The organism is Gordonia sp. SCSIO 19800 (assembly GCF_018132775.1).
Lineage (GTDB): Bacteria > Actinomycetota > Actinomycetes > Mycobacteriales > Mycobacteriaceae > Gordonia > Gordonia hongkongensis.
In genome coordinates, this window is record NZ_JAGRQM010000005.1 from 92,000 (window position 1) to 115,191 (window position 23,192).

General features: G+C 67.3%; 23 protein-coding genes and 1 pseudogene. 16 read left to right on the plus strand and 8 right to left on the minus strand.

All coding sequences use genetic code 11. From position 1 onward, the window contains the following. Nucleotides 1-70 precede the first annotated feature (70 nt). Nucleotides 71-559 (plus strand): thioesterase family protein, encoded by a 489-nt coding sequence (locus KB201_RS07805; protein WP_065629020.1) that lies wholly within the window; start codon nucleotides 71-73, stop codon nucleotides 557-559. Then, nucleotides 559-1,248 (plus strand): hypothetical protein, encoded by a 690-nt coding sequence (locus tag KB201_RS07810; RefSeq protein WP_058250035.1) that lies wholly within the window; start codon nucleotides 559-561, stop codon nucleotides 1,246-1,248. The genes KB201_RS07805 and KB201_RS07810 overlap by 1 nt, the downstream gene beginning before the upstream one ends. Nucleotides 1,249-1,428: 180 nt before the next feature. On the opposite strand, the pseudogene KB201_RS07815 reads toward KB201_RS07810, so the two are convergent. Then, nucleotides 1,429-2,717 (minus strand): annotated as a pseudogene (locus tag KB201_RS07815) (integrase core domain-containing protein). Nucleotides 2,718-2,870: 153 nt separating this feature from the next. Here KB201_RS07815 and KB201_RS07820 point away from each other — a divergent pair. From KB201_RS07820 to KB201_RS07840, 5 genes are read left to right on the plus strand one after another with little or no spacing between them, the layout of a single operon-like run. Beyond that, on the plus strand, nucleotides 2,871-3,233 hold the full coding sequence (locus KB201_RS07820) for a helix-turn-helix transcriptional regulator (RefSeq protein ID WP_137811031.1): 363 nt from the start codon (nucleotides 2,871-2,873) through the stop codon (nucleotides 3,231-3,233). Next, nucleotides 3,230-4,339 carry an ACR3 family arsenite efflux transporter gene (arsB, locus tag KB201_RS07825; protein ID WP_137811030.1) on the plus strand — a complete coding sequence of 370 codons (1,110 nt, stop codon included), beginning with the start codon at nucleotides 3,230-3,232 and terminating at the stop codon, nucleotides 4,337-4,339. The genes KB201_RS07820 and arsB overlap by 4 nt, the downstream gene beginning before the upstream one ends. After that, the gene (locus KB201_RS07830) at nucleotides 4,332-5,015 is read left to right on the plus strand and encodes a three-helix bundle dimerization domain-containing protein (RefSeq protein WP_137811029.1); all 684 of its coding nucleotides are present in this window, start codon (nucleotides 4,332-4,334) and stop codon (nucleotides 5,013-5,015) included. The genes arsB and KB201_RS07830 overlap by 8 nt, the downstream gene beginning before the upstream one ends. Nucleotides 5,016-5,056: 41 nt before the next feature. Continuing rightward, nucleotides 5,057-5,482 (plus strand): arsenate reductase ArsC, encoded by a 426-nt coding sequence (locus KB201_RS07835; protein WP_137811028.1) that lies wholly within the window; start codon nucleotides 5,057-5,059, stop codon nucleotides 5,480-5,482. Continuing rightward, nucleotides 5,479-5,889, plus strand: a complete 411-nt coding sequence (locus KB201_RS07840) for a low molecular weight phosphatase family protein (protein ID WP_137811027.1) — start codon at nucleotides 5,479-5,481, stop codon at nucleotides 5,887-5,889. Before KB201_RS07835 ends, KB201_RS07840 begins: the two co-directional genes overlap by 4 nt. 23 nt (nucleotides 5,890-5,912) lie before the next feature. Here KB201_RS07840 and KB201_RS07845 read toward each other — a convergent pair whose 3' ends face one another. Then, on the minus strand, nucleotides 5,913-6,398 hold the full coding sequence (locus tag KB201_RS07845; RefSeq protein WP_171011717.1) for an ArsI/CadI family heavy metal resistance metalloenzyme: 486 nt from the start codon (nucleotides 6,396-6,398) through the stop codon (nucleotides 5,913-5,915). Between the two features lie 99 nt (nucleotides 6,399-6,497). Here KB201_RS07845 and KB201_RS07850 point away from each other — a divergent pair, with 99 nt between their 5' ends. Together KB201_RS07850 and KB201_RS07855 are read left to right on the plus strand one after the other, a co-directional pair. Beyond that, entirely contained in the window at nucleotides 6,498-6,860 is a 363-nt protein-coding gene (locus KB201_RS07850) for an Rv2640c family ArsR-like transcriptional regulator (RefSeq protein WP_137811025.1), read from the plus strand. Nucleotides 6,861-7,226: 366 nt separating this feature from the next. Further along, entirely contained in the window at nucleotides 7,227-8,930 is a 1,704-nt protein-coding gene (locus tag KB201_RS07855) for an HNH endonuclease signature motif containing protein (RefSeq protein ID WP_068972481.1), read from the plus strand. A 90-nt stretch (nucleotides 8,931-9,020) separates the two neighbouring features. On the opposite strand, the gene KB201_RS07860 is transcribed toward KB201_RS07855, so the two are convergent. Beyond that, a complete protein-coding gene (locus KB201_RS07860; protein ID WP_159370612.1) occupies nucleotides 9,021-10,877 on the minus strand; it encodes a glycoside hydrolase family 13 protein in 1,857 nt (618 codons plus the stop codon). A gap of 77 nt (nucleotides 10,878-10,954) precedes the next feature. After that, entirely contained in the window at nucleotides 10,955-11,401 is a 447-nt protein-coding gene (locus KB201_RS07865; RefSeq protein ID WP_223259061.1) for a globin, read from the minus strand. Nucleotides 11,402-11,534: 133 nt separating this feature from the next. On the opposite strand from KB201_RS07865, the gene KB201_RS07870 reads away from it, so the two are divergent. The 3 genes from KB201_RS07870 (at nucleotide 11,535) to KB201_RS07880 (ending at nucleotide 13,002) form a co-directional block, all read left to right on the plus strand. Continuing rightward, complete coding sequence (locus KB201_RS07870; RefSeq protein ID WP_058250289.1) at nucleotides 11,535-12,116, plus strand: HNH endonuclease; 582 nt, start codon at nucleotides 11,535-11,537, stop codon at nucleotides 12,114-12,116. 150 nt (nucleotides 12,117-12,266) lie between these two features. Next, the gene (locus tag KB201_RS07875; protein ID WP_058250036.1) at nucleotides 12,267-12,521 is read left to right on the plus strand and encodes a hypothetical protein; all 255 of its coding nucleotides are present in this window, start codon (nucleotides 12,267-12,269) and stop codon (nucleotides 12,519-12,521) included. Then, entirely contained in the window at nucleotides 12,508-13,002 is a 495-nt protein-coding gene (locus KB201_RS07880; protein ID WP_189340153.1) for a DUF5130 family protein, read from the plus strand. The genes KB201_RS07875 and KB201_RS07880 overlap by 14 nt, the downstream gene beginning before the upstream one ends. Before the next feature lie 68 nt (nucleotides 13,003-13,070). On the opposite strand, the gene KB201_RS07885 is transcribed toward KB201_RS07880, so the two are convergent. Next, on the minus strand, nucleotides 13,071-14,504 hold the full coding sequence (locus KB201_RS07885; protein ID WP_211538771.1) for a cation:dicarboxylate symporter family transporter: 1,434 nt from the start codon (nucleotides 14,502-14,504) through the stop codon (nucleotides 13,071-13,073). A gap of 143 nt (nucleotides 14,505-14,647) precedes the next feature. On the opposite strand from KB201_RS07885, the gene KB201_RS07890 reads away from it, so the two are divergent. Both KB201_RS07890 and KB201_RS07895 read left to right on the plus strand, forming a co-directional pair. Beyond that, entirely contained in the window at nucleotides 14,648-16,207 is a 1,560-nt protein-coding gene (locus KB201_RS07890) for an ATP-binding protein (RefSeq protein WP_211538772.1), read from the plus strand. Further along, nucleotides 16,204-16,884: a response regulator gene (locus tag KB201_RS07895; protein ID WP_211538773.1), complete on the plus strand. Its 681-nt coding sequence runs from the start codon at nucleotides 16,204-16,206 to the stop codon at nucleotides 16,882-16,884. The genes KB201_RS07890 and KB201_RS07895 overlap by 4 nt, the downstream gene beginning before the upstream one ends. An 18-nt stretch (nucleotides 16,885-16,902) precedes the next feature. On the opposite strand, the gene pepN is transcribed toward KB201_RS07895, so the two are convergent. Together pepN and KB201_RS07905 are read right to left on the minus strand one after the other, a co-directional pair. Then, the gene (gene pepN, locus KB201_RS07900; protein WP_068972589.1) at nucleotides 16,903-19,506 is read right to left on the minus strand and encodes an aminopeptidase N; all 2,604 of its coding nucleotides are present in this window, start codon (nucleotides 19,504-19,506) and stop codon (nucleotides 16,903-16,905) included. A gap of 19 nt (nucleotides 19,507-19,525) precedes the next feature. Next, a complete protein-coding gene (locus tag KB201_RS07905) occupies nucleotides 19,526-20,791 on the minus strand; it encodes a TetR/AcrR family transcriptional regulator (protein WP_083229513.1) in 1,266 nt (421 codons plus the stop codon). A gap of 194 nt (nucleotides 20,792-20,985) precedes the next feature. Between KB201_RS07905 and KB201_RS07910 the strand changes: the two genes are divergently transcribed. Beyond that, the gene (locus KB201_RS07910; protein ID WP_058250042.1) at nucleotides 20,986-21,606 is read left to right on the plus strand and encodes a DsbA family protein; all 621 of its coding nucleotides are present in this window, start codon (nucleotides 20,986-20,988) and stop codon (nucleotides 21,604-21,606) included. A gap of 33 nt (nucleotides 21,607-21,639) precedes the next feature. Here the strand turns inward: KB201_RS07910 and KB201_RS07915 are convergent, their stop codons facing one another. Beyond that, on the minus strand, nucleotides 21,640-22,686 hold the full coding sequence (locus KB201_RS07915; RefSeq protein ID WP_058250043.1) for a M48 family metallopeptidase: 1,047 nt from the start codon (nucleotides 22,684-22,686) through the stop codon (nucleotides 21,640-21,642). Nucleotides 22,687-22,708: 22 nt separating this feature from the next. On the opposite strand from KB201_RS07915, the gene KB201_RS07920 reads away from it, so the two are divergent. Beyond that, on the plus strand, nucleotides 22,709-23,191 hold the full coding sequence (locus tag KB201_RS07920) for a ribose-5-phosphate isomerase (protein WP_058250044.1): 483 nt from the start codon (nucleotides 22,709-22,711) through the stop codon (nucleotides 23,189-23,191). The last annotated feature ends 1 nt before the right edge of the window (nucleotide 23,192 follow it).

Consider the following 23,192-nt stretch of genomic DNA (forward strand, 5'->3'; position numbering starts at 1 on the left):
GGTCGGGTAGTGCGTAGGGTTGGGCAGGGGTGGCCGCGCTGGCCGCCCGCCGACACCGATCTGACAGGGGATGACGCACGTGCTCAACGAGGACGCCGGGACCACGACCGCTGACGGATACCTGGTCAAGGTGCCGGTGCGCTGGTCGGACATGGATGTCTACGCGCACATCAACCACGCCCGGATGGTGACGTTGCTCGAAGAGGCGCGCATTCCCTGGCTCTTCTACGACGGCCGACCGACCGCGCCCCTGCGCGACGGCTGCCTCGTCGCCGACCTACACGTGAGATATCAAGCGCAGCTGCGTCATTCCGAGGGACCGATCGAGGTCACCATGTTCGTCGAACGCCTGCGGGCCGTCGACTTCACCGTCGGCTACGAAGTGCGCGCGGCGGGTGCCGACCCCGCCTCTCGCCCCGCCGTGGTCGCCAGCACACAGCTCGTCGCCTTCGACGTGGCGGCCCAGCGCATCGCCCGGCTCACCCCGGAACAGAAGGTCTACCTCGCCGGATTCCGCCGCCCTGCCGGGGAATCGGCCACACGCGGCGGGCCGAGTTGATGGAGCGGTTCATCGAGTTCGCGTCCTCGGACCGATCGAACGCCCTCGCGTTCCTCTCGCACGCAGTACGTCTCGACGATGCCGCCGTCGTCCGGGTGGTCGCGCGTTCGGACGGTCTGGTGGCCTTGTGGGCACATACCGGGTTCGACGTCCTCGCCACCCGGTCGGTGACCGGACGAATCGCGCCGACCGACATCGTGTGCGACGCTTCGACACTGCGTGCGACCGTCGAATCGGCCGGCCCGGGCACCGCGGTCGATCCCGGCTTCTCACTCGACAGTGCCTGGCGCGGAGCGCTTCCCGCTGCGGTCGGGTTCCGGCACATCGACGACGTACCCGCCCGCAGCGTGGTCGAACTGTCCCGAGAAGGCGCCCGGGTGGCGCGCGAGGAGGGGAGCGGGCACGGTCCCGCAACGGGTCTGCTCGATCAGGATGTCCTCGAGGTCACGTCGGAGGAGGGTGCGCTGCGGGCCGCGGTGAGCATGCGATCGGTCTTCGCCCTGACCGGCATGGGATTCATCCGCGACGCGGACGGACGAGCGGTCACCGAGACCTCCGACACCGGGGCGATCGCAGCCGACGAACCGGTACGAATCCGGATGTCGGCGGCGTGGATTCGGATCGATGCACGCTTCGGCTCGGTGTATCAGCGCCGGCACCGCGATCTCGCGGTCACCGTCCTGAACTAAACGGTGTGTCTCACGATGATCTCTCTTGTCGCCTGAGCTCCAGCCATGGTGATTCGCACTGGCCGCCACGCAGACACGATTATCTCGAAGTCGGAGGCCTGTCAGTACGTCGTGGTTCGATTTGTAGGACGTCCGGGACTTGGAAATGTGATGTATCGGGTCTTCGGTGACAGTTCTGAATCAGGACTTCGGTGACAGTTGGTGTGTCAGGACTTCGGTGACGGTCCGGTCTTCTTGGTGGGACGTGGGCCGCGCGGTCGGCTGTTGCCGACGTAGGTGATGCCGGGAGCGGGCCGGGGGTGTTCGACAATGACTTCTTGTTCGGTGCTGGCGATGACGATTACGTCCTCGTCGATGCCGACGAGGACCTGGTCGAAGGCGTGGTCCACATCGACCATGTAGGTGACTGAGTCCACGCTGATGGTGCCGGAAGTGCTGACAGTTCGTACCAGGACGCCCTCGGGCAGATCGGCGGGTGGGCGCGGCGCCGGCCGCGGGCGCGGTGTAGGTCGGTCGAACACTGACCCACCGGCTATCGGGTGTGGCGCATCGGCTTTCGGTGTGGCTTGCCACGCGGCCAGTGGTGTGACCCGCCCCGGCAGGCCCTGGTGAGGCCGTTGGGTGTTGTAGATGTGATCGAACGCGTCAACCTGGGCCTGCAACTCGGCCAGGGTGTCAGCCAATGGCTGCTTGTCCAGATACCGGAACAGCGTCTGATGGAATCGCTCGTTCTTTCCCTGCGTGGTCGGCTTGTAGGGCTTGCCGGTGATCGTTTCCACCCCGAGCACGCGGACGTGCTCGACGAGCTGGCCGAGACGTCCGCGCCGGGAGGGGTTGAGCGCGGGCCCATTGTCGGTGAGGAGTCGTTGAGGTACTCCGTGGGCGCTCACTGCTTTGTCGAACACGGCGATCGCAGCCTCAGCGGTTTCACCGTCGGCCACATGTGAGCCCACGGCGTAGCGCGAGTGATCGTCGATGAGCTGCAGGATGACGCACCTGCGGCCACCGGTCAGGACGTACTCGGTGCCATCGAGTTGCCAGCACGCATTCGGCGCCGGGTAGACGAACCGCCGCCACGCCGAGCGGGGCTTCTTCTTCGGCTCACGGCGAGCGACACCGGCTTCGCGGAAGATCCGGGCCAGCGAGGCCGTCGAAGGCACCTGCGTCAACCCCATCGACTGCATCTTGTCGTGCACGCTGATCGGCCCGTGATCCAGACCGGATGCTTCCAACGCGGCGCGCACGGCCACCGCCTGCGCTTTGACCTCCTCATTGAGCGCTGACGGGCTCGATTTCGGGCGGCGGGTACGGGGTTCCAGGACCGCCGCCGGCCCATCCACTCGTGCTCGTTTACGCAACTCGTAGAACGACTTCCGCGAAATCCCGTGTTCGGCGCAGAATGTCGAGACCGCTCCGCGGGGTGCATCATCAGGCCACTGCGAGATCGCCAGCCGCACGACAGGATCGATAGGTTCGTTAACTGCCACCGCCTGAGCGTCGAGTGCTCGCAGCGTGAACCGAAGACCAGGGTGCCGGCTTGGCTGCAGCCCATCGGGCATGTCACACCCGCTGAACGGAATCGACGCCTTGTCGCTTGCATTGACGTATGTCAATATTGACGAGTGTCGAATAAGAATCTTCTGCTGCCACCGGGCCGCGGCCTCAGTGGTGACCAGACCGGGGCCCTCACCCCACTGTTGAAGGCGCTTGCGGATCCGGTTCGGTTGCGGTTGTTGTCGGAGGTTGCCGCGCATCCGGGAGGCGAAGCCTGCGTGTGCGACATTTCCGGACCCTTCGAGTTGTCGCAGCCGACGATCTCACATCACCTGAAGGTGCTGCGCGAAGCGGGCTTGGTGACCAGTGAGCGCCGCGCGACGTGGGTGTACTACCGGGTGAACGCTGAAGCGCTGCAGCAACTGTCGGATCTGCTGGGCGATCTCGCTACGGTCGTGGGGGAAACACGCTCGTGTGAGGCCGACCGGTGACCGCCCCTGACACCGCGGTCGCGGGCAAGCTGTCGACGCTGGACCGGTTTCTGCCGGTGTGGATCGGCGCAGCGATGGTCGCCGGACTGCTGCTCGGGCGTATTGTTCCAGGCCTGGGTGACACGTTGGCCGCGGTCGAGGTCGATGGCATCTCGCTGCCGATCGCTCTCGGGTTGCTGATCATGATGTATCCGGTGCTGGCCAAGGTGCGCTACGACAAGCTGGACTCGGTCACCGGCGACCGCCGCCTGCTCCTCGGGTCGCTTCTGCTGAATTGGGTCCTTGGCCCGGCGTTGATGTTCGCGCTGGCCTGGCTGCTGCTCCCGGACTTGCCGGAGTACCGGACCGGACTGATCATCGTCGGGCTGGCCCGATGTATCGCGATGGTCATCATCTGGAACGACCTGGCGTGCGGTGACCGCGAAGCCGCTGCCGTCCTGGTCGCCCTGAACTCGGTGTTTCAGGTGGTGATGTTCGCCGTGCTCGGGTGGTTCTACCTCTCGGTGCTGCCCGGCTGGCTCGGCCTGGAACAGACGACCATCGACGCCTCGCCCTGGCAGATCGCGAAGTCGGTGCTGATTTTCCTCGGCATCCCTTTGGTCGCAGGCTATCTGACCCGCCGGATTGGTGAACGCACCAAGGGTCGTGAGTGGTACGAGTCGTCGTTCTTGCCGCGCCTGGGGCCGTGGGCGCTCTACGGATTGTTGTTCACGATCGTCATCCTGTTCGCGTTGCAGGGTGAGCAGATCACCTCGCAGCCCTGGGATGTCGTGCGGATCGCTCTGCCGCTGCTGATCTACTTTGCGGTGATGTGGGGCGGTGGGTTCGCGCTCGGCGCCGCGATGGGTTTGGGGTATGCGCGCACCACCACGCTGGCATTCACTGCCGCGGGCAACAACTTCGAACTCGCCATCGCGGTTGCGATCGCCACCTACGGTGCGACCTCCGGGCAGGCCCTGGCCGGGGTCATCGGACCGCTCATCGAGGTTCCCGTCCTCGTGGCCTTGGTCTATGTGTCCCTCGCGTTGCGGAAGCGCCTCACCGGCCCGACCGCCGCTGCCAGTTCCAGCCCAGACGGGGTGAAGGAGACCGCTCGCGATGTCTGAGTACATGTTGGACGAACGTCTGAGGCGCGGTGAACACCGCGCCCAACCTGAACTGTTGATGCCCCATACCGTGCTTGCCCGCACGGCCGCTGACCTGGCCGCAAAGTACGAGGGGGTGGTGTCTCGGCAGACGGTCGAACGCTGTGTCTTCGAGTCGTACACCGCGTTACGGCGCACCTCGCGGGTGCATGCGCACCTGACGACTCTCGCCGGCCGGTTCGCTGCCGATCGGTTACGCGCCCTGGCCCAGGCCGAGGGTTCAGTGCCCAAGGATGTGCCCGAGGTGTTGTTCATCTGCGTGCAGAACGCCGGGCGCTCGCAGATGGCTGCCGGACTGCTAACCCATCACGCCGCCGGGCGAGTGCATGTGCGCTCGGCCGGATCGGTGCCGGCTCATTCGATCAACCCGACCGTCGTGGAGGCGATGTCTGAGATCGGTGTCGATCTGGGGACCGAGTACCCCAAGCCGCTCACCGACGATGTGGTCGCCGCCGCTGACGTGGTGGTATCGATGGGTTGCGGCGACGCGTGCCCGATCTATCTCGGCAAGCGTTACCTGGACTGGACGGTCTCTGATCCGCAGGGCCGCCCCCTCAACGAGGTTCGCGCGATCCGCGACGATCTCGATACCCGAGTTCGCGAGCTCTTGGTCGAGCTCGCGACCGAACGTGTGTGACTTTCCCGAGCTTCCACCATCCCCGAAAGGGCTTGTCTGTCATGTCTTCCTCTCGACCCAGCGTGCTGTTCGTGTGCGTCCACAACGCGGGCCGCTCGCAGATGGCCGCCGGTTTCCTCACCGCACTCGGCCACGACAGCGTCGAGGTCCGCTCCGCCGGATCCACACCCGCCGACTCGATCAACCCTGCTGCCATCGAGGCGATGGCTGAAGTTGGTATCGACATCTCTGACCAGTCACCCAAGATCCTCACCCCCGACGCCGTCGAATCCTCCGACGTCGTGATCACCATGGGCTGTGGCGATGCGTGCCCGGTATTCCCCGGCATCAGCTACCGCGACTGGGCCCTCGACGACCCAGCAGGTCAAGGCATTGACGCGGTCCGCCCGATCCGCGACCAGATCCGCAGGCTCGTCGAGGATCTGCTCGACGAACTCGCACCCGCCGACCAGCAGGCCGGCCGATGAACACGCCACCGCAGGTGCTGTTCGTGTGCGTGTCCAACCGCGGAAAATCGGTGATGGCCGAATATCTCACGCCCACGGTCACCCACGAGATCGCAGCATCATCGGCTGGAACCAGTGCGAAGATCGGCGGGCAGGTCAACGAACTGTCTGCCCAGGTGCTCGCCGAAGTCGGCGCCGATGTCGCCGGCCACCAGCCGCGGCAACTGACCGACGAACTGATGCAGGCTGCGGATCTCGTCGTGGTGGTCGGCACCGCCGAGGTCACGCCCCCGCCTGGTGTGGTCCTCGAAGTGTGGGACACCGATGAGCCCTCGCAGCGGGGCATCGACGGCGTCGAGCGGATGCGGCTGATCCGCGACGACATCACTCACCGCATTCGCGCTCTCGCCGACCGACTCACGCGGTAGGCGAGAACGCGACCCGCGGCTCGTCAGCAGCAGGCTGTGCGTGCCTCGGCCGGGTTGGCGGCGCTGCCGCCGCAGCACACCGAACCCGGTTCGGTGTCCTCAGTGGTGGTCTGTTCCAACAGTTTCGGGCTGGTCCCGAACGTGTCGGAATCAGCGAGCACGGTGTAGACCTCCCACTTCTCCTGCGCCGGGCCGGTCACCCACACCTTGTCCTGCGTCGCGAAACAACAGGTCGAGTTGATCTCCTCCTGGGTGAACAGGCCCTCCCCGGACAGCCGGGCGATCTCGGCGTGCACCTTCTCGCTGGATTCGACCTCGACACCGAGGTGGTTGATGGTGCCGCCCTGGCCCGGATTCTCCAGCAGCACCAGCTTCAACGGCGGCTCGACGACTGCGAAGTTGGCGTATCCCGGCTTGCGTTTGGCCGGGGTGGTGTTGAACAGCTTGGAGTAGAACTCGATTGCGGTATCGAGATCATCAACATTGAGCGCGAGCTGCATACGGGACATGGCCATCACCTTCACCTGTGAGACATATATCGAACTACGGTCACCCTGCAGGGTGCCTACCTTTTCGACATATGTCAAGTGACAGGGTATGGTCGGGGCATGCCGAAGACGTTGCCGATGGTCGACATCAGTGCCCCGATCTGCTGCGCCCCGGTATCGGCAGCCCCGCTCGATGACGACACCGCGCTCGAGATCGCGTTGCGGCTCAAGGCTCTTGCCGATCCCGTGCGCATCAAGCTCGTGTCGATCCTGCTCGCCGACACCGGTGACGGAATCTGCACCTGCGATCTCGCGACCGCGGTCGGCCTCACCGAGGCGACGACCAGCCATCACCTGGGTCAGCTCCGTAAGGCCGGCATGGTGAGCCCTGACCGCCGAGGAATGAACGTCTACTACCGCGCACAACCCGACTCGCTAGAAGCACTGCGCAACGTCCTCAGCGCCACCACCGGGTGCTGCTGAACCGGTGCAGACGTTGACGTCGCGGCATTCCACTAGCACCGCCAGAGCCCTGGACTGACGGGCGGGCTGAGGAAGTCACGACCACATAGCTTGCGTCAGGTCAGTCTCTCGCATAGGCGAGCGCGCACCCACCACCCTTGTGCACAACCGGACCGAGCCCACCAACAGTGCGGTGCCGCGACAGGCGGACATTGCACAGATGATCGGCTCCTCGACTGTCGTTCACAGCGAAGTGTCACCACCAAGACCACTCACACTGTCACCGATGTCCTGATGCGGAAGTGTCACCGATGTCCTGCGAGATAACATCCGGGACTTGGAAAAATCAAGCCTTGACTCGAACATATTTTCGAGTACGATGGTGTCATGTCATCGGGGGCGGGGGCCGGATCCACGGCGGTGGACCCATCACAGGAGTCCGTCGAACCGCGCTTTCGTCCCGACCATGAACTCTCCGCATCCGAACTCGTCGAGGTCCTCAACCACTGCGCGGGCTTGGCGGCAGCGTCCGCGCATCGAATGATGGTCGTTGCCAGCCTCATTCACGATGAACGCGAGATGGATTACGCGCAGCGCCGCGCCGAGACGCACAGCGGCGAACTCGACTCCATCGAAGCCTTCGAGCACCTATCAGCGCGAGTGGCCGCCGGCGAGAACCCCTACGAGCAGTTCGGGCCCAACGGTCTCGAACAAGCCATCGCCGAAGTCGGCGCCACCCTCACCGTGACACCGGCCGAGGCGAAAGACCTCATCGAGGCCGGCGACGCACTGCGCTACCGACTCTCCTTCACCGGGCACGCACTGGCGTGCGGTCGAATCGACAAGCGCCGCTTCCTCATCGCTCTCAAGCGCACCGATCTCATCACCGACGACGAAGAGATGCAGACCGTCGACGCCCATCTCGCCGAAGCGATCTTCGCCCGCCCACCGATGTCGACGGCCCGGTTCACCGCCATGGTCGATTCGATCGTCGCCAAGTGGGCACCCGACGCGATCCGCCGACGCAAGGAGCGAGTGAAGTCCGACCGCAAGGTGACGGTCACCCCCGATCGGTTCACGCCGGGGCAGTCCCGGATCTCCGGGACGCTGCCCGATGCTGATGCCGCCGAGTTCGACGCCCGCCTGACGGCGATGGCCACCGCGGTCCACGCCGGTGACCCTCGAAAGTTGGCCAATCGCCGGGTCGATGCCCTCAAAGCACTTTCGCGCGGCGAAGCCGCCATCACCTGCCTATGCGACGACTGTCGACCTGCCGCAACCGAACCCGACACAGCACCAGATTTCGACCCAGCGACAGTGGATACCGCCGAGCCGCCTGCACCAGCTGCTGAGATGGTGGATGCGGACACCTTCGTCGACCCGTCAGCCCCCGACACCGCTGCCGATGACCCGGCCGCGCCGACCGACTCGGCGTCGGACTCGCTGGCGCCGCGCGCGACCTTTCACATCGTGGTGAACCTGTCGACCCTGATCGGTCTCGACGACGATCCCGCGTTCCTCGACCGCCATGGCATCATCGACGCCGACACCGCGCGAGAACTCCTCGCCGAAGCGCGACGCACCTACATCCATCCCGCACCGACCCCCGCCGCGCCACTGGCATCGGCTCCCGAGGCAGACAGTTCGACAACGCGGTACACCCCGTCGAAGAAGCTGCAGGCGCTGGTGCGTGCCGGCGAACTGTGCTGCACCTTCCCCGGCTGCAACGCCCCGGTCTGGCAGATCGACCTCGACCACACCGAACCCTTCGATCACACCGACCCGCGGCGCGGTGGCCCGACCGATGCGCGCAACCTCAAACCGCTGTGCCGCTTCCATCACCGCATCAAGACCTTCACCAGCTGGCAGGACCACCAAGACGAGTCCCGCACCGCCTGGTTCACCACACCCACCGGTCACATGTTCGTCGGCAACGCCTTCAGCGGACGCGACCTGTTCAACAAGCTCTTCCCCAGACGATCACCCGATCACCCCGCCCGCGACCGACTCACCAAGCAGCGCGACAACGACTTCCGACGCCACCAACGCGCCGAGAAGCGCTGGAACGACGCCAACCCGCCGCCCTTCTAGCAGCGTTTCACGATTGTCTTGCTTGCTATCGACGGCGGTGAGGTGCCTGCGTGCCCCTCACGTGGTCCGCGGCCGGCTGCCCGAGTTCAGTCACACCAGCCAGGCCGCTGCGTCCGGCGCCAGCATCCCGTCGACGAGAGGTGAACTGACGAGCAGCAATTCGCCGGGCGGAAGGGGCACCGGCTCATCGCCGGCGTTCAGCGCACAGACCAGCTGACCCTCGGAACGACGGAACGCCAGGCATCCCTCCGGCGCGCCGTACCACTCGAGGTGCTCACCGGTGAACTCCGGACGGGTCACCCTCAGGTCGAGGGCTGCGCGGTACAGCGACAGCATCGACCCCACGTCCTCGAGCTGGGCTTCGACAGTGAGCGCGCGCCACGAATCCGGGATCGGCAGCCAGGTCTCGGACGTCGCACTGAATCCGAAGGGCGGCTCGGTCCCCTCCCAGGGGATCGGGACGCGGCAGCCGTCCCGCCCGCGTTCGGTGCGTCCGGACCGTTCCCACACCGGGTCCTGGAGTGCGTCGTCGGGCAGGTCGTCGACGTTCGGCAGTCCCAGTTCGCTGCCGTTGTAGAGGAAAACCGTTCCGGGCAGCGCCATTTCGACGACGAGCATCGCTCTTGCGCGCCTCGTGCCGCGCTCGAGGTCGAGTGCCCCGGTCTCCGGGTCGGCGACGGCGTATCGCGTGACCTCGCGGGCGACATCGTGATTGGACAGCGTCCACGTCGGAGTACCGGACACCGACAACACCGCGTCGAGTGAGTTCTCGATGGCCTCCCTGATCGCACCGGATTCGAACGGCGCCTTGGCGAGCCGGAAGTTGAACCCGAGGTGCAGTTCGTCGGGACGCAGGTACTCGGCGAATCGCTCGTTGTCGCTGACCCAGATCTCACCGACGTTGGCTGCCCCGGGGTACTCGTCGAGGACCTTGCGGATCTTGCGGTGGATCTCGTGCACCGCATAGTTGTTGAAACGAGGGTCGTCGTCGGAGTTCTGCAGCAATTTGGTCGCCGACAGATCCATGTCGGGCAGGTCCGCGGGTTTGGCCATGCCGTGCGCGACGTCGATGCGGAAGCCGTCGACACCCCGATCCAGCCAGAAGCGCAGCGTCTTCTCGAGATCGGCGAAGACGTCCGGGTTCTCCCAGTTCAGGTCCGGCTGCTCCTTGGCGAAGATGTGCAGGTACCACTGTCCCGGCGAGCCGTCGGCCTCGGTGACCCGGGTCCAGGCAGGTCCGCCGAAGATGCTGTGCCAGTTGTTCGGCGGCTCGTCGCCGTCGTCACCGAGGCCGTCCCGGAAGATGTACCGCTCGCGTTCGGGACTGCCGGGGGCCGCGGCCAGCGCGGCCTGGAACCACTCGTGCTGGTCACTCGTGTGGTTGGGGACGAGGTCCATCGTCACCCGGATGTCGCGTTCGTGGGCCTCGGCGATGAGCTCGTCGAAGACGTCGAGGTCGCCGAAGAGGGGATCGACGTCCCGGGGATCGGAGACGTCGTAACCGTGATCTGCCATGGGAGAGGCCATGATCGGACTGAGCCAGATCGCATCGATCCCGAGGAGTTCGAGATAGCCGAGTTTGTCGATGACACCGGCGAGATCGCCGACGCCGTCACCGCTGACATCGGAGAACGAGCGCGGATAGATCTGATAGAACACCGCGGACTTCCACCACGTGGTGTCAGCCGGATCCAGCTGCGACACAACGGGTGGTGCGACCGGTGCGTCGGCGGCGACGACGGCCTCGCCGGCAGCCGGCTCCTCGAGCGCATCGACGTCGGACTCGATCGCGCCGTCGTCGAACGCGACGTCGGACTCGATCGCGCCGTCGTCGAACGCGACGTCGGACTCGATCGCGCCGTCGTCGAACGCGACGTCGTCGGGCTGACCCCCGTCGGATGGCTCGGCGGGGACGACCTCTGGTGTCTCATCGCTCACCGTGGTCATTGTGCCCTACCTGAGTTTTCTCGGAGAAATCCAGGTCAGTCGGCGAGTCGGGCGGCGTGTCGGGACAGAAAACGCTCTCAGATGGGTGAATTCATCATCGATTGCGCAGCCATCTCCATGTAGTCGATCAGCGCCTGGCGGTGGGGTGCGTCGAGCGTGTCGTCGTCGATGGAGGCGATTGCGGTGTGCATACAGCGCAGCCACGCGTCCCGCTCGATGGGACCGACGCGGAAGGGGTTGTGACGCATGCGGAGTCGGGGGTGGCCGCGCTCATCGGAGTAGGTTCGCGGGCCGCCCCAGTACTGTTCGAGGAACATCCGCATCCGACGCTCGGCCGGACCCAGGTCCTCCTCGGGATACAGCGGGCGCAGCACCTCGTCGCGCGCCACCTCGCGATAGAACACAGCCGTGAGTCGCCGGAACGTCTCGGCACCGCCGACCTCGTCGTAGAAGGTCCGCGCGGGGGTTGCCGGCGCCGGTGCGGTCGGAGGGGATGTGTTGGGTTCGCCAGTCACCCTCGCCATTGTCCTCACCCGGGCGCGGTGTCTCAACGTCGACGCCGGGTCGGCCCCGTGAGCTGGCCGGACACCGTGAAACAGCTGTCACGGGGACCGCCACCGTGGTGGACTTGTGCTCGGCGGGGTGGCGGGAGGCGAGATGACGCACAGATCACACGCGAAGACGGGACGCGGGCAGATCCGTCCCGCTCCCGGCGCCGGGGCCTGGACACGCCGCCGGGTGCTGCTCCTCAACGCCACGTACGAGCCGCTGACGGCCGTGACGGTCCGGCGTGCGGTCGTCCTCATCCTCCGTGATCGCGCCGATCTGGTGCACGCCGACGAACAGGGCGAGGCGGTGCACTCCGTGGGTGGTGCGGTCCCGGTTCCGACCGTGATCCGCCTCCGCAGATACGTCCACGTGCCGTACCGGGCGACCGTGCCGATGACTCGGGCCGCTCTGATGCGTCGTGACCTGAACGGGTGCGGCTACTGCGGTGCACGGGCGACGACGATCGACCACGTGGTCCCGCGGAGTCGGGGCGGGACGCACACCTGGGAGAACTGCGTGGCGTGCTGTGCCTCGTGCAATCACCGGAAGGCGGATCGTCTGCTCGGGGAGCTGGGGTGGACGCTGCGGACGGTTCCGACCGTGCCGAAGGGCAGGCACTGGCGTGTGCTGGCCACCATCAAGGACATCGATCCGGCGTGGCTGCAGTACCTCGATGCCGGCGCCGCGTGAGGGGCATGATCCGGTCGCACGGGGTCGCCTCACACGTCTACGACGCGCTGTAGGCCCCCGTGGGCCGGGCGGCGGCCAGTGGGTTAGATTGATCAACGATGACCTGCGCCGACAACCGGGCGGGTCCGGCGCGACCATCGAAAGGGTGACATGGACGTCGACAGCCTGATCGTCCCCATCGGAGTGCCAGTCACGATTCTCACGGTGCTTGCTGTTCTGCTCTGTGTTGTCGCGATGGTGTTCTCCTCCGGGGTCAAGTACCCGAAGGTCGAGGAATACACCCTCGACCAGCAGTGGGAACACGCACCGCTTCTCTTCAGTGCCACCGACATCGAACCGATGGCACTTCCGCGGCATGCGGAACCCGGCGACGTCGATGGGAGCTCGGCCAGTGGCAAATGGTGAGGTTACGCACGCAAATGTGAGCGCCGAGGTCGCGGCCCGGTCGGCCGCCGAACTGCCGCTGGGCGCCGTCTTCACCAACAGCGGTCGCATTTCCGCGGCACGCTACCCGGCCGACGCTCCGACGACGCCGCCGTTCAGCAAGAAGGATCTGATCGCGCTCGACGAGACGCTGAAGGCCGCCAGCGAGAAGGCCCTCGTGCGCTTCTCGGTCTACATCGGCGACCTCGACGGTGAGCTGGAGACCAGCGCCCGTGCGATCCTCGCGAGATCGCCCGAGCCCGCGTACGGCACCCTCATCGCCGTCTCCCCGAACTCGCGTGACGTGGTCATCGTCTCCGGCAACAAGGTGTCCACCCGCGTGAACGATCGCGTCGCGGCTCTCGGTGTCACCGCCGCGGTCACCGGCTTCCGTCAGGGCAACCTGATCGACGGGCTGATCGCCTCGCTGCGCGTGATGGCCACCGCCGCCGCCGGCGGCTGATCGCTCGCACACCCAGATACACGAAGGCCGCCCCACCATTCCGGTGGGGCGGCCTTCGTCGCGGGTCGTCAGTGGGTGAGGACCTTCTCGTGGGCTCCGCGAGCGGTGGGGTCGTCGTCGAGTTCGTCGTCGACCATGTTGCTCTCGTCGAACGGATCCCGGCCGGACAGCACGTCGTCGACGCGCTGCTTGTCGATGGTGCTGGTCCACGAGCCGACGAGCAGCGTCGCGACCGCGTTGCCGGAGAAGTTGGTGACCGCGCGCGCCTCCGACATGAACCGGTCGATGCCGACGATGAGGCCGACGCCGTCGAGCATGTCGGGGCGATGGGCCTGGAGTCCGCCGGCGAGGGTGACCAATCCCGCACCGCTGACGCCGGCGGCGCCCTTCGACGCGATGATCATGAACGCGAGCAGGCCGATCTGCTCACCGACCGACAGCGGGTCGCCCATCGCGTCGGCGATGAAGATCGACGCCATCGTGAGGTAGATGGCGGTGCCGTCGAGGTTGAACGAGTACCCGGTCGGCACCACGACGCCGACAGTGGTCTTCTCCACGCCGAGGTGCTCCATCTTCGCGATCAGGCGAGGCAGCGCGGACTCCGAGGACGACGTCGCGAAGATCAGGATGTACTCGCGGGTGAGGTACTTGACGAGTTTGAAGATCGAGACGCCCGACACGGTGCGCAGCAGCACCCCGAGCACGCCGAACACGAACACCAGGCAGGTCAGATAGAACGCGAGCATCAGCGTCAGCAGCTGCTGGACCGCGGCCCAGCCTGTCTGTCCCACGACGCTGGCGATGGCGCCGAACGCGCCGATGGGGGCCACCCAGAGCACCATGGTGAGCACCTTGAAGACGAGCTTCTGGAAGTAGGAGACCGCGGTGAGGATCGGTTCGCCGGTGCGGCCCATCGCCTGGATCGCGAAGCCCACGAGCAGCGCGACGAACAGCGCCTGCAAGACGCTGCCCTCGGTCAGCGCGGACAGCATCGATTCCGGAATGATGCCCTGGATGAAGTCGAGGGTTCCGCCGGACTCGTGTGCGTCCTCGGCGAGTTCCTGGCCCTTGCCCGACACCGAGTCGATGTTCAGGCCGTCGCCCGGCTGGATGATGTTGCCGACGACCAGGCCGATGGCCAGCGCAACCGTCGACATCGCCAGGAAGTAGACGAACGCGAGTCCGCCGACCTTGCCGACCGTCGCGGCCTTGCGAACCGAGCCGATGCCCAACACGATCGTGCAGAAGATGACCGGGGCGATCATCATCTTGATGAGACTGACGAACATGGTCCCCAGCACTCCGAGGTCCTTGCCGACGCCCGGCGCGACGAGCCCGACCACGACGCCCGCGATCACCGCGATGATGACACCGATGTACAGCCAGTGGGTGCGGTCGCGCTTGGTCTTGGATGGCGTGTCGGCCGTATCGTCGGGCGTGGTCACGATGGGATCGGAGCCGTCCCCGGCCGGTGAGTCGCCGGACCTGCCTCGAATGTTCATCGGTGATTCTCTCCTCGTACACCTCGGACAACAGTGATTAGGATTGTGGCCCGATGTGGTGACGCGGGTCACGATTGTGTTCATTACGTTCATACCCAGCACGTCCGGAGTCATCACTGCGGACAGGAACGAGGTCGGCAGGGATGCGGTGGTACCCGCGCACGCTCGCCGGACAGGTCGCCGCGCTCGCATTGGCGGTCTTCGCGGTGGTCGTCGTCGCCGAGAGCGTTCTGGCGGCCGTCGACGCCCGCATCGACGCGGACCGCGCGGCGAGGGCCGAGGTGACAGCGGTGGCCGTCAGCCTGGCGGAGTCGCCGTCGACCGTCGCGGCCCTCACGTCTCCGGATCCCAGCGCGGTGCTGCAGCCGGTCACCGAGCGGGTGCGCGCGGCAACCGGGATCGCGTTCATCACCGTGCTGGCGCCCGACCGGACCCGCTACACCCACACCGACCCGGCGCGAATCGGCGAACCGTATCTGGGGAGCATCGACGCGGCACTGCGCGGGCAGACCGTGACCGAGAACTACACCGGCACGCTGGGCCCGTCGATCCGGACGGTCGTTCCCGTCCGTGATGCCGACGGCCGGGTGGTGGGGATGGTCGCTGCCGGGATCACCCAGCGCTCGCTGACGTCGGCGTGGCGTGGCCAGCTGCCGCTGATCGCCCTCGCCGCGTTCGCGGCACTGCTCACCGCCGTCGGCGGCGTGTGGTGGATCCGGCGACGACTGCTGCGGCAGACCGGTGGACTCGCGCCCGACGAGTTACGGCTGATGTACGACCACCACGACGCCGTGTTGCGTTCCGTGCGCGAGGGATTGGTCGTCGTGGAGGACGGGCGACCGGCACTCGTCAACTCCGAGGCGCACCGCCTCCTCGAGATCGGACCCGACACGGCCCCCGCGGACCTGCCCGCCTTCCTCACCGACGGCGACGAGGAGACGGACGTGACCTACGCCGACCGCGGCCGGGTACTGCTGGTGAGTCGTTCCCCGGTGGCCGGCCGACGCGCGTCGTCGGTGGTCACCATCCGTGACCGCACCGAGCTCTCGGAGGCGATGGGCGAACTCGACTCGATGACGCGGTTCGCCGAGGCCCTCCGATCGCAGGCACACGAGGCCGCCAACCGGTTGCACACGATCGTCGCCCTCGTGGAGATGGGCCGGCCCGACGAGGCGATCCGGCTGGCGACGACCGAGTTCGAGCTCTCCCAGCACCTTATCGACCGGATGACCCAGGCGGTGGCCGAGCCCGCGCTTGTCGCCCTCCTGCTGGGGAAGACGGCGCAGGCGGCCGAACGCGGGATTGCGCTGTCCCTGACCGAGGAATCGCAGGTGAGCGACGCCGCCACTGGGCTCCTCACGCCCGGTGAGATGATCACGGTCGTGGGCAACCTGATCGACAACGCCCTGGACGCCTGCGACCCCGCGGACCCGTGGGTGGAGGTGACGGTCGTCGGGGACGACCGCGTGCTCGACATCGTCGTCGCCGACAGCGGCAGCGGCATGGATGCCGACCTGCTCGCCCTGGCGACCACTCGGGGTTACTCGACGAAGCCGGGAGGTGACGCCGCCGGGCGCGGCCTCGGTCTCGCCCTCGTCGCCCAGGTCGTCGCCCGCCGGCACGGGACGATGAGCGCCGAGAACACCTACGGCTCGGTCATCTCGGTACGCGTGCGCGCCGACGCGGGGGAGCGCGGACGATGATCCGCGTCCTGATCGTCGAGGACGAACCCGTGATCGCCGAGGCGCACCGCGATTATCTCGTCCGGCTGGGCGGATTCGAGGTCGTCGGTGCCGTGTCCACCGCGCAAGAGGCGCTGCGGATGGCCACCGCCGGACCGGTGGATCTGGTGCTGCTCGATCTGGGTCTGCCCGACGCACGTGGCGTGGACCTCGCCTCGGCGCTGTCGGGTGTCCGCCCGGCGCCCGACGTCATCGCGATCACCGCCCAGCGCGACCTCGCCACCGTCCGGAGCGCGATGTCGCGCGGGGTGCTGCTCTACCTGCTGAAACCCTTCACCTTCGCCGCGTTCCGGGAGAAGATCGAGCAGTACCTGCGCTACCGCAAAGCCCTCACCGGCGACGCCGACGCGGTCAGTCAGCGCGACGTCGACCGGGCGCTCGCCGAGCTGCGCACGAGCGACACCCGTCGGTCGGCGAAGAAGGGCGCGGCGCCGCAGACCGAGGACGCGGTCAGCCGGGCGGTCCGTGACAGCCCCGACGGGCTGACCGCCTCGGAAGTGGCGCGCGCCCTCGGATCGTCGCGGGTCACCGCCTGGCGCTACCTCGAGCGGCTCGCCGACGACCATGTACTCGAACGCGATACCGAGTACGGCTCGGCGGGCCGCCCGCAGGTGCGCTACCGGTGGCGACGGCGCTGAACCCGGCGTCCGCGGGGTTCAGCTCTCCTGCGCGTCGTAGGCGCGCGCCCGCAGCGAGCGGGCGACGCCGTCGCGGCCCTCGGAGATCAGCCGCTTCAGCGCAGACGGGTGGTCCCCGGACAGGAAGTCCTCGGCGAGGTCGAGGGCATGCTGCGACATCGCCCAACTCGGGTACAGGCCGATGACGACGGTCTGCGCGACCTCGCTCGACCGGCGTGCCCACACCTTCGGAACCGCCTCGAAGTACTTCTCCACGTAGGGCTCGAGGAGTTCGCCCTGGCCGGGACGGGCGAATCCGCCGATCATGGTGCGGGTGTACACATTCGACAACGAGTCGTCCTCGATGGCGCGAGTCCAGGTGTCCGCCTTGGCCTCTGCCAGCGGACGCGCCGCCCGCGCCAGCGCCGCCGAACGCGTGCCGGTGGCGGTGTTGTCCCGCTCGGCCTCGGCGTCGATGACCGGGGTCGACTCCGGATCGGTGTCGATCGCCCCGGCGGTGGCCAGCGCGGTCACCAGCTTCCACCGCAGGTCCGTGTCGACGGCGAGACCCTCGAGCCCGTGGTCGGCGGGATCCGCGCCCTCGAGCAGCGCCCGGGCCACCTCGGTGTGGTCGTCGTTGATAAGGCCGCCGAGCCAGGTGTTGACGAACGCCAGCTGATGGTCGGAACCCGGCTCGGCCGCGCGGGCGAGTTCGAGCATGCGCGAGCTGAATCCGGGACGGCCCGTGGTGGCCGCCCACTCCGGGTCGGCATAGGATTCGATGGCGGTCGTCGCCTGCAGCAGAACTCGTTGCACCACACCGATTTCCGACTCCCCAGCGATGCCCTGCCGAACGAGTTCGACGAAGTCACGGGCACGCATCTCGGCCTGACGGGTCATCTCCCACGCCGCCGACCAGACCAGGGTGCGCGGCATCGGATCGCTGATGTCGCCGATCCGGGCGGTCGCCGTCGCCAGCGACTCCGGATCGAGCCGAACCGAGGCGTAGGTGAGGTCACCGTCGTTGAGCAGCACCAGATCTCCACGATGCACACCGACGAGGTCGGCGACGTCGGTGCGCTCGCCCTCGATGTCGAGTTCCACACTGTGCGTCTGCTCGATGGCACCGGATCCGTTGTCGGCGTAGACACCGACGCGCAGTCGGTGTACCCGGGTCTCGCCGGCGCCCGGGGCGGCGCCGTCCTGGACGATGGTGAACCGCGTGAAGGCGCCGGAGTCGTCGACCTCGAAGTCGGGCCGGATGACGTTGATGCCCGTGGTGCGCAACCACTGGTCGCCCCAGTCCGACAGGTCCCGGCCCGACGACTTCTCCAATGCGCCGAGGAGATCGGCGAAGGTGGCGTTGCCGAACTGGTGCGCGGCGAAGTAGCTGCGCAACCCGGCGAGGAAGTCCTCGAGGCCCACGTAGGCGACCAGCTGTTTGAGGACCGACGCGCCCTTGGCGTAGGTGATGCCGTCGAAGTTGACCTCGACGGCCGCGATGTCGGGGATGTCGGCCGCGACCGGGTGGGTCGAGGGCAGCTGGTCCTGCCGGTAGGCCCAGGACTTCTCGACGTTGGCGAAAGTCGTCCAGGCGCTGGCGTATTCGGTCGCCTCGGCCTGGCACAGCACGGACGCGAAGGTAGCGAACGACTCGTTGAGCCACAGGTCATCCCACCACTGCATTGTGACCAGGTCGCCGAACCACATGTGTGCCATCTCGTGCAGGACGGTCTCGGCGCGGCGCTCGTAGAGGTATTTGGTCACGCGGGACCGGAAGACGTAGTCCTCGAGGAACGTCACGGCGCCGGCGTTCTCCATCGCGCCGGCGTTGAACTCGGGGACGAACAGCTGGTCGTATTTGCCGAAGGCGTACGGGATCCCGAAGTTCTGGTGGTAGAAGCCGAAGCCCTGTTTGGTCTCGGTGAACAGGCGCTCGGCGTCCATGTGCTCGGCGAGCGATGCGCGGCAGTAGATGCCGAGCGGGATGTCGCCGTGCTCGTCGGAGTAGACGTCGGTCCACTCCGCATACGGCCCCGCGATGAGTGCGACGAGGTAGGTGCTCATCGGTACTGTTTCCCGGAATCGGTGCACCACAGCGGATGTGGAGCCGTCCGGTTCGCCAGGAGCCTCCGCGTGCGCGGCGTTGGAGATGACCTTCCAGTCCGCGGGAGCGGTGACGGTCACCGTGTAGGTCGCCTTGAGATCGGGCTGATCGAAGCAAGCGAACATCCGCTTGGCGTCGGCCGTCTCGAACTGTGAGTACAGGTACACCGAGTCGTCGGACTGGTCGACGAACCGGTGCAATCCTTCGCCGGTGTTGGAGTACGCGCAGTCGGCGACCACGGTGAGCGTGTTCTCGGCGGCGAGGCCCGACAGCGGGATACCCACTGATTCGTCGAAACCGGAGACGTCGAGGTCGGCTCCGTTGAGGGTGGCCGAGATCAGCGTGGGTGCCACGAGATCGACGAACGTCTCGCTGCCCTCCGTCGCGGTGAACCGCACCGTCGTCGTCGAGCGGAAGGTCTCGGTCCCGGGCGCCCCGGAACCGTCGGTGAGGTCGAGGTCGATCTGGTAGTTCGACACGTCGAGAATCGCTGCGCGGTCGCGGGCCTGGTCTCTGGTGAGGTTCGGAGCAGTCACGCAGGCCAGCTTATCCAGGTCAGGACTCCGGCGGTGCTCCACGCAGTCCGGCGGGGTTCAGGATCGCCCGTGCGATCGTCTCGAGTTCGGCGGTGACCCCGGGCCGGGACCGCAGCTGCGGCGACTCGATGATCTCGCACGTGTAGCCGAACAACGCCTGGGCGAGCGCATTCGCGTCGGCCGCGGTCAGCAGTGGGTTACGGGACCGGATCGCGTCGATCCATTCGGCCCGGTAATCCGTCTGCGCGTTCCGGAGCTGCGTCTGCTCGGTGTCCGGCAGATACATGAGGTCACTGGTGAAGACGGGCATGATGCGGCCGTGGACGTCGAGTGCGTACTCGACGAATACGCGGATGAGCACGTCGAGGGGGTCGTCGGAACCGGCGCGGCTCAACGCATGGGCGGTGACGTAGAGGATTCCCTGCACGCCGCGCCACAGAACGGCCAGCAGGAGATCGGATTTGCCCGACACCTCCTGATAAAGCGTCGCGATCGAGACGTCGGCCGTGCGGGCGATCTCGTCGATCCGGACGTCGGGGAACCCCCGCTCGGAGAACAACTGGGTGGCGGCGTCGAGAATGCGCTCGCGACGGGAGGCGGGGCGACGGTGCGCGGGTGCGCGCTCGGCATCGGGGTCCGGCTCCGGTGGCCCCGGCAGCCGGCACGCGAGGATGGAGTCCGCCACGGCGCGCTGGACCTCCATGAGGCGGGCGGGCGACAAGGAGCCCCGCATCCCGGAGGTGTTGGAGTACACGCTGAGTGCAGCGGCACCCAGCATCGCCGCGTCCGACGGCGCGACGTCGGGACGCGCCGCTGCGACCAGTGCGGCGAAGTGCTCACTCAACTGGGCGAAGTATCCGCGCATGACGTCGAGTTCGGCCGGCTGCAGATGCCGTTGCTCGCGACGCCACAGCGTCGACACGTCCCGATGGGCGGTGAGGTCACCGAGCCCGTCGAGCAGAAGTGCGAGCTGCTCGACCGGCGAGCGGCCGTGCTCCTCGGCGTCGGCCATGAGTGTCGCGACGAGCTCCACCTGCGTCGTCAGCGCTTGCGAGAGGATGTCGTGTTTGCCGGGGAAATGTCGGTACACCGCCGGCCCGGTGAGACCGACCGCGGCGCCGATCTGCTCGATGCTGACGTTTCGGAATCCCGCGTCCTGGAACAGTCTTGTGGCGGCCCGGACGATCTGTGCCGAGCGCTGTCCGAGAGATCGGGGTTCGAGCGGCCGGAGACGCGCGACCACCCGGGCGGGTTCGTCCGGATCGGACGGTGGCGACGACGGCATCCCGGGTCCTCTTCCTCGGCGGTTCTTGCACCATCTCACACCGTGCCCGGACCGGGCCCCGCGAATCCACAGCGCCGGCGACTGCTCCGCGCATCGGGAACAGTTCGAACCGCCGGGGTGTTGAGCCGTCCGACGGCGCCACCGGCCGATCGTCGGCGGCACGTGTTCAATGTCGACTCTCGAGAGGATGTTCCATGTCAGAGCAGGCCCAGCCCACCGATCGCGTCGATTTCTGGTTCGACCCGCTCTGCCCGTGGTGCTGGATCACCTCACGCTGGATCCTCGAGGCCGAGAAGGTCCGGCCGATCGAGGTCAATTTCCACATCATGAGCCTCGCCGTCCTCAACGAGGGCAAGGACATCCCCGAGGAGTACCGCGAGGGCCTCAAGCACGCCTGGCGTCCGGTCCGGGTCATCGCCGCCGCCGCCGCGCAGAAGGGCGACGAGATCCTGGCGCCGCTGTACACGGCGATGGGGACCCGCATCCACAACCAGGGCATCAAGGATCTCGACGAGGTCATCGCGGGCGCGCTCGAGGAGGTCGGCCTCGACGCCTCGCTCGCCGAGGCCGCCGACGGCACCGAGTTCGACGAGGTCATCCGCGAGAGCCACCACGCCGGGATGGACAAGGTGGGCGACGATGTCGGGACGCCCACCATCCACGTCAACGACGTCGCCTTCTTCGGCCCCGTGTTGTCGCGGATCCCGCGTGGTGAGGACGCCGGGACGGTGTGGGACGGTGCGCGCGCACTCGCGTCCTACCCCCACTTCTTCGAGCTCAAGCGCACCCGCAACGAGGATCCGCAGTTCGACTGATCGGGTTCGGTTGCGCGCTTGCGGTTCCGTACGTCAGAAGCGTGGTGGCGGTTCGATGCCGTTGGGCAGTCCGTCGGGCCCGAGGGTCGCCGGATGGGGAGGCGGCGGCACCGCCACCACGTTTCCGCTCCCGACGCCCCGGACGATCTGGCTGGGACGCAGCAGCATCGCCCCCGCGCGGGTCCGGTCGCGAAGTGCGGCTGCCCGCCAGGTCAGCACCGGATGCGACGACATCGCGTTGGTCAGGAAGGTGAAGAACCCGCGCTCGTGGGTCGCCCGGTCGGCGAACTGGTCGAAGTCCACCGCCGAGAGCATGTACTTGCCGGCGGCCAGGACCCCCATCGCCCCGGGCGCCCCACCGGGTCTGGCGTAGTACCCGTAGTTGTCCGCGCTGTACTCCTGCGCGCGGGACAGGGCGGCGCCGAGCACGGGGATGTTCATGCCGACGATCGTCGAGAGCTGTCGCCAGTACGAGGTGTGCCCGGCGGCGATGTGCCCGACCTCGTGGCCGATGATGAACTCGAGCGCCTGCGGGTCCCGGGCGGCGCCGCCCACCTCGAACAGGTCGGAGTACACGACGACGAATCGCCGGAACCCGTGCCCGGAGGCGAATGCGTTGATCGCGCCGTTGCCGAGGACGACGTAGGCATCCGGCACGTACTCCAGTCCGAAGCGGGCTGCGGCTTCGACGACCATCCGGTGTCCGTCGGGGAACTGGGTCGGCGTCATCTGTACGCCGTTGACCCGCGGTGATGCATAGGTCAGGCCGCGGATCACGAACAGCAGGAGCGGAAACAGCAACGCGCCCAACAGGAGTTGGTCGAGGGTGCCCAGCGCGACGAGGACGATGATCGCCGCGTACCCGACCACCGTCGCGAGGATCACCAGCACGAGGGTGGGGATCTCCCAGGGGTGCAGCCGCGGCCGCGCGGCGTAGTGCGCCGGGCGCAGCCACCGTCGACCGGGGTCGGCGGGCGCGGGTGGCGGCGGGTCGGCGACGCCGGGCACGTTGGGGATCGGTGCCCCGGAGGCGGGTGTGCCGGCGGCCGGCTCGCGGGGGACGGGCAGGGGCGTGTCCACGCCCTCAATCTATAGTGACGCCATGCGTGTCTACCTCGGTGCCGACCATGCCGGATTCGAACTCAAGAACCAGATCGCAGACCATCTCGAGGCCACCGGCCACGAGGTCGTGGACTGCGGTGCCCACGAGATGGACCCCGCCGACGACTACCCGGCGTTCTGCATCGCCGCCGCGGCCAAGACCGTCGCCGACCCGGGCAGCCTGGGAATCGTGCTCGGCGGCAGCGGCAACGGCGAACAGATCGCCGCGAACAAGGTCCCCGGCGCGCGCTGCGCACTCGCCTGGAGCGTCGAGACCGCCCAGCTCGCCCGGCAGCACAACAACGCACAGCTCATCGGCATCGGCGGCCGGATGCACAGCACTGCCGAGGCGCTGGCCATCGTGGACGCGTTCCTGGCCACCCCGTGGTCGGAAGAGGCGCGGCACCAGCGGCGCATCGACATCCTCGCGGAGTACGAGCGCACCGGCGAGGCTCCCGAGGTGCCGGGGGCCCCGGCCCAGTAGG

Bases quoted from the DNA above. Each gene is read 5' to 3' on its own strand.
- KB201_RS07810 (WP_058250035.1), top strand. From the start codon at position 559: ATGGAGCGGTTCATCGAGTTCGCGTCCTCGGACCGATCGAACGCCCTC.
- KB201_RS07875 (WP_058250036.1), top strand. From the start codon at position 12,267: ATGGACGTCGACAGCCTGATCGTCCCCATCGGAGTGCCAGTCACGATT.
- KB201_RS07845 (WP_171011717.1), bottom strand. From the start codon at position 6,398: ATGTCCCGTATGCAGCTCGCGCTCAATGTTGATGATCTCGATACCGCA.
- KB201_RS07840 (WP_137811027.1), top strand. From the start codon at position 5,479: ATGAACACGCCACCGCAGGTGCTGTTCGTGTGCGTGTCCAACCGCGGA.
- KB201_RS07895 (WP_211538773.1), top strand. From the start codon at position 16,204: ATGATCCGCGTCCTGATCGTCGAGGACGAACCCGTGATCGCCGAGGCG.
- KB201_RS07860 (WP_159370612.1), bottom strand. From the start codon at position 10,877: ATGACCACGGTGAGCGATGAGACACCAGAGGTCGTCCCCGCCGAGCCA.
- KB201_RS07905 (WP_083229513.1), bottom strand. From the start codon at position 20,791: ATGCCGTCGTCGCCACCGTCCGATCCGGACGAACCCGCCCGGGTGGTC.
- KB201_RS07830 (WP_137811029.1), top strand. From the start codon at position 4,332: ATGTCTGAGTACATGTTGGACGAACGTCTGAGGCGCGGTGAACACCGC.
- KB201_RS07805 (WP_065629020.1), top strand. From the start codon at position 71: ATGACGCACGTGCTCAACGAGGACGCCGGGACCACGACCGCTGACGGA.
- KB201_RS07850 (WP_137811025.1), top strand. From the start codon at position 6,498: ATGCCGAAGACGTTGCCGATGGTCGACATCAGTGCCCCGATCTGCTGC.
- KB201_RS07885 (WP_211538771.1), bottom strand. From the start codon at position 14,504: ATGAACATTCGAGGCAGGTCCGGCGACTCACCGGCCGGGGACGGCTCC.
- KB201_RS07855 (WP_068972481.1), top strand. From the start codon at position 7,227: ATGTCATCGGGGGCGGGGGCCGGATCCACGGCGGTGGACCCATCACAG.
- KB201_RS07920 (WP_058250044.1), top strand. From the start codon at position 22,709: ATGCGTGTCTACCTCGGTGCCGACCATGCCGGATTCGAACTCAAGAAC.
- KB201_RS07870 (WP_058250289.1), top strand. From the start codon at position 11,535: ATGACGCACAGATCACACGCGAAGACGGGACGCGGGCAGATCCGTCCC.
- KB201_RS07865 (WP_223259061.1), bottom strand. From the start codon at position 11,401: ATGGCGAGGGTGACTGGCGAACCCAACACATCCCCTCCGACCGCACCG.
- KB201_RS07890 (WP_211538772.1), top strand. From the start codon at position 14,648: ATGCGGTGGTACCCGCGCACGCTCGCCGGACAGGTCGCCGCGCTCGCA.
- KB201_RS07910 (WP_058250042.1), top strand. From the start codon at position 20,986: ATGTCAGAGCAGGCCCAGCCCACCGATCGCGTCGATTTCTGGTTCGAC.
- KB201_RS07835 (WP_137811028.1), top strand. From the start codon at position 5,057: ATGTCTTCCTCTCGACCCAGCGTGCTGTTCGTGTGCGTCCACAACGCG.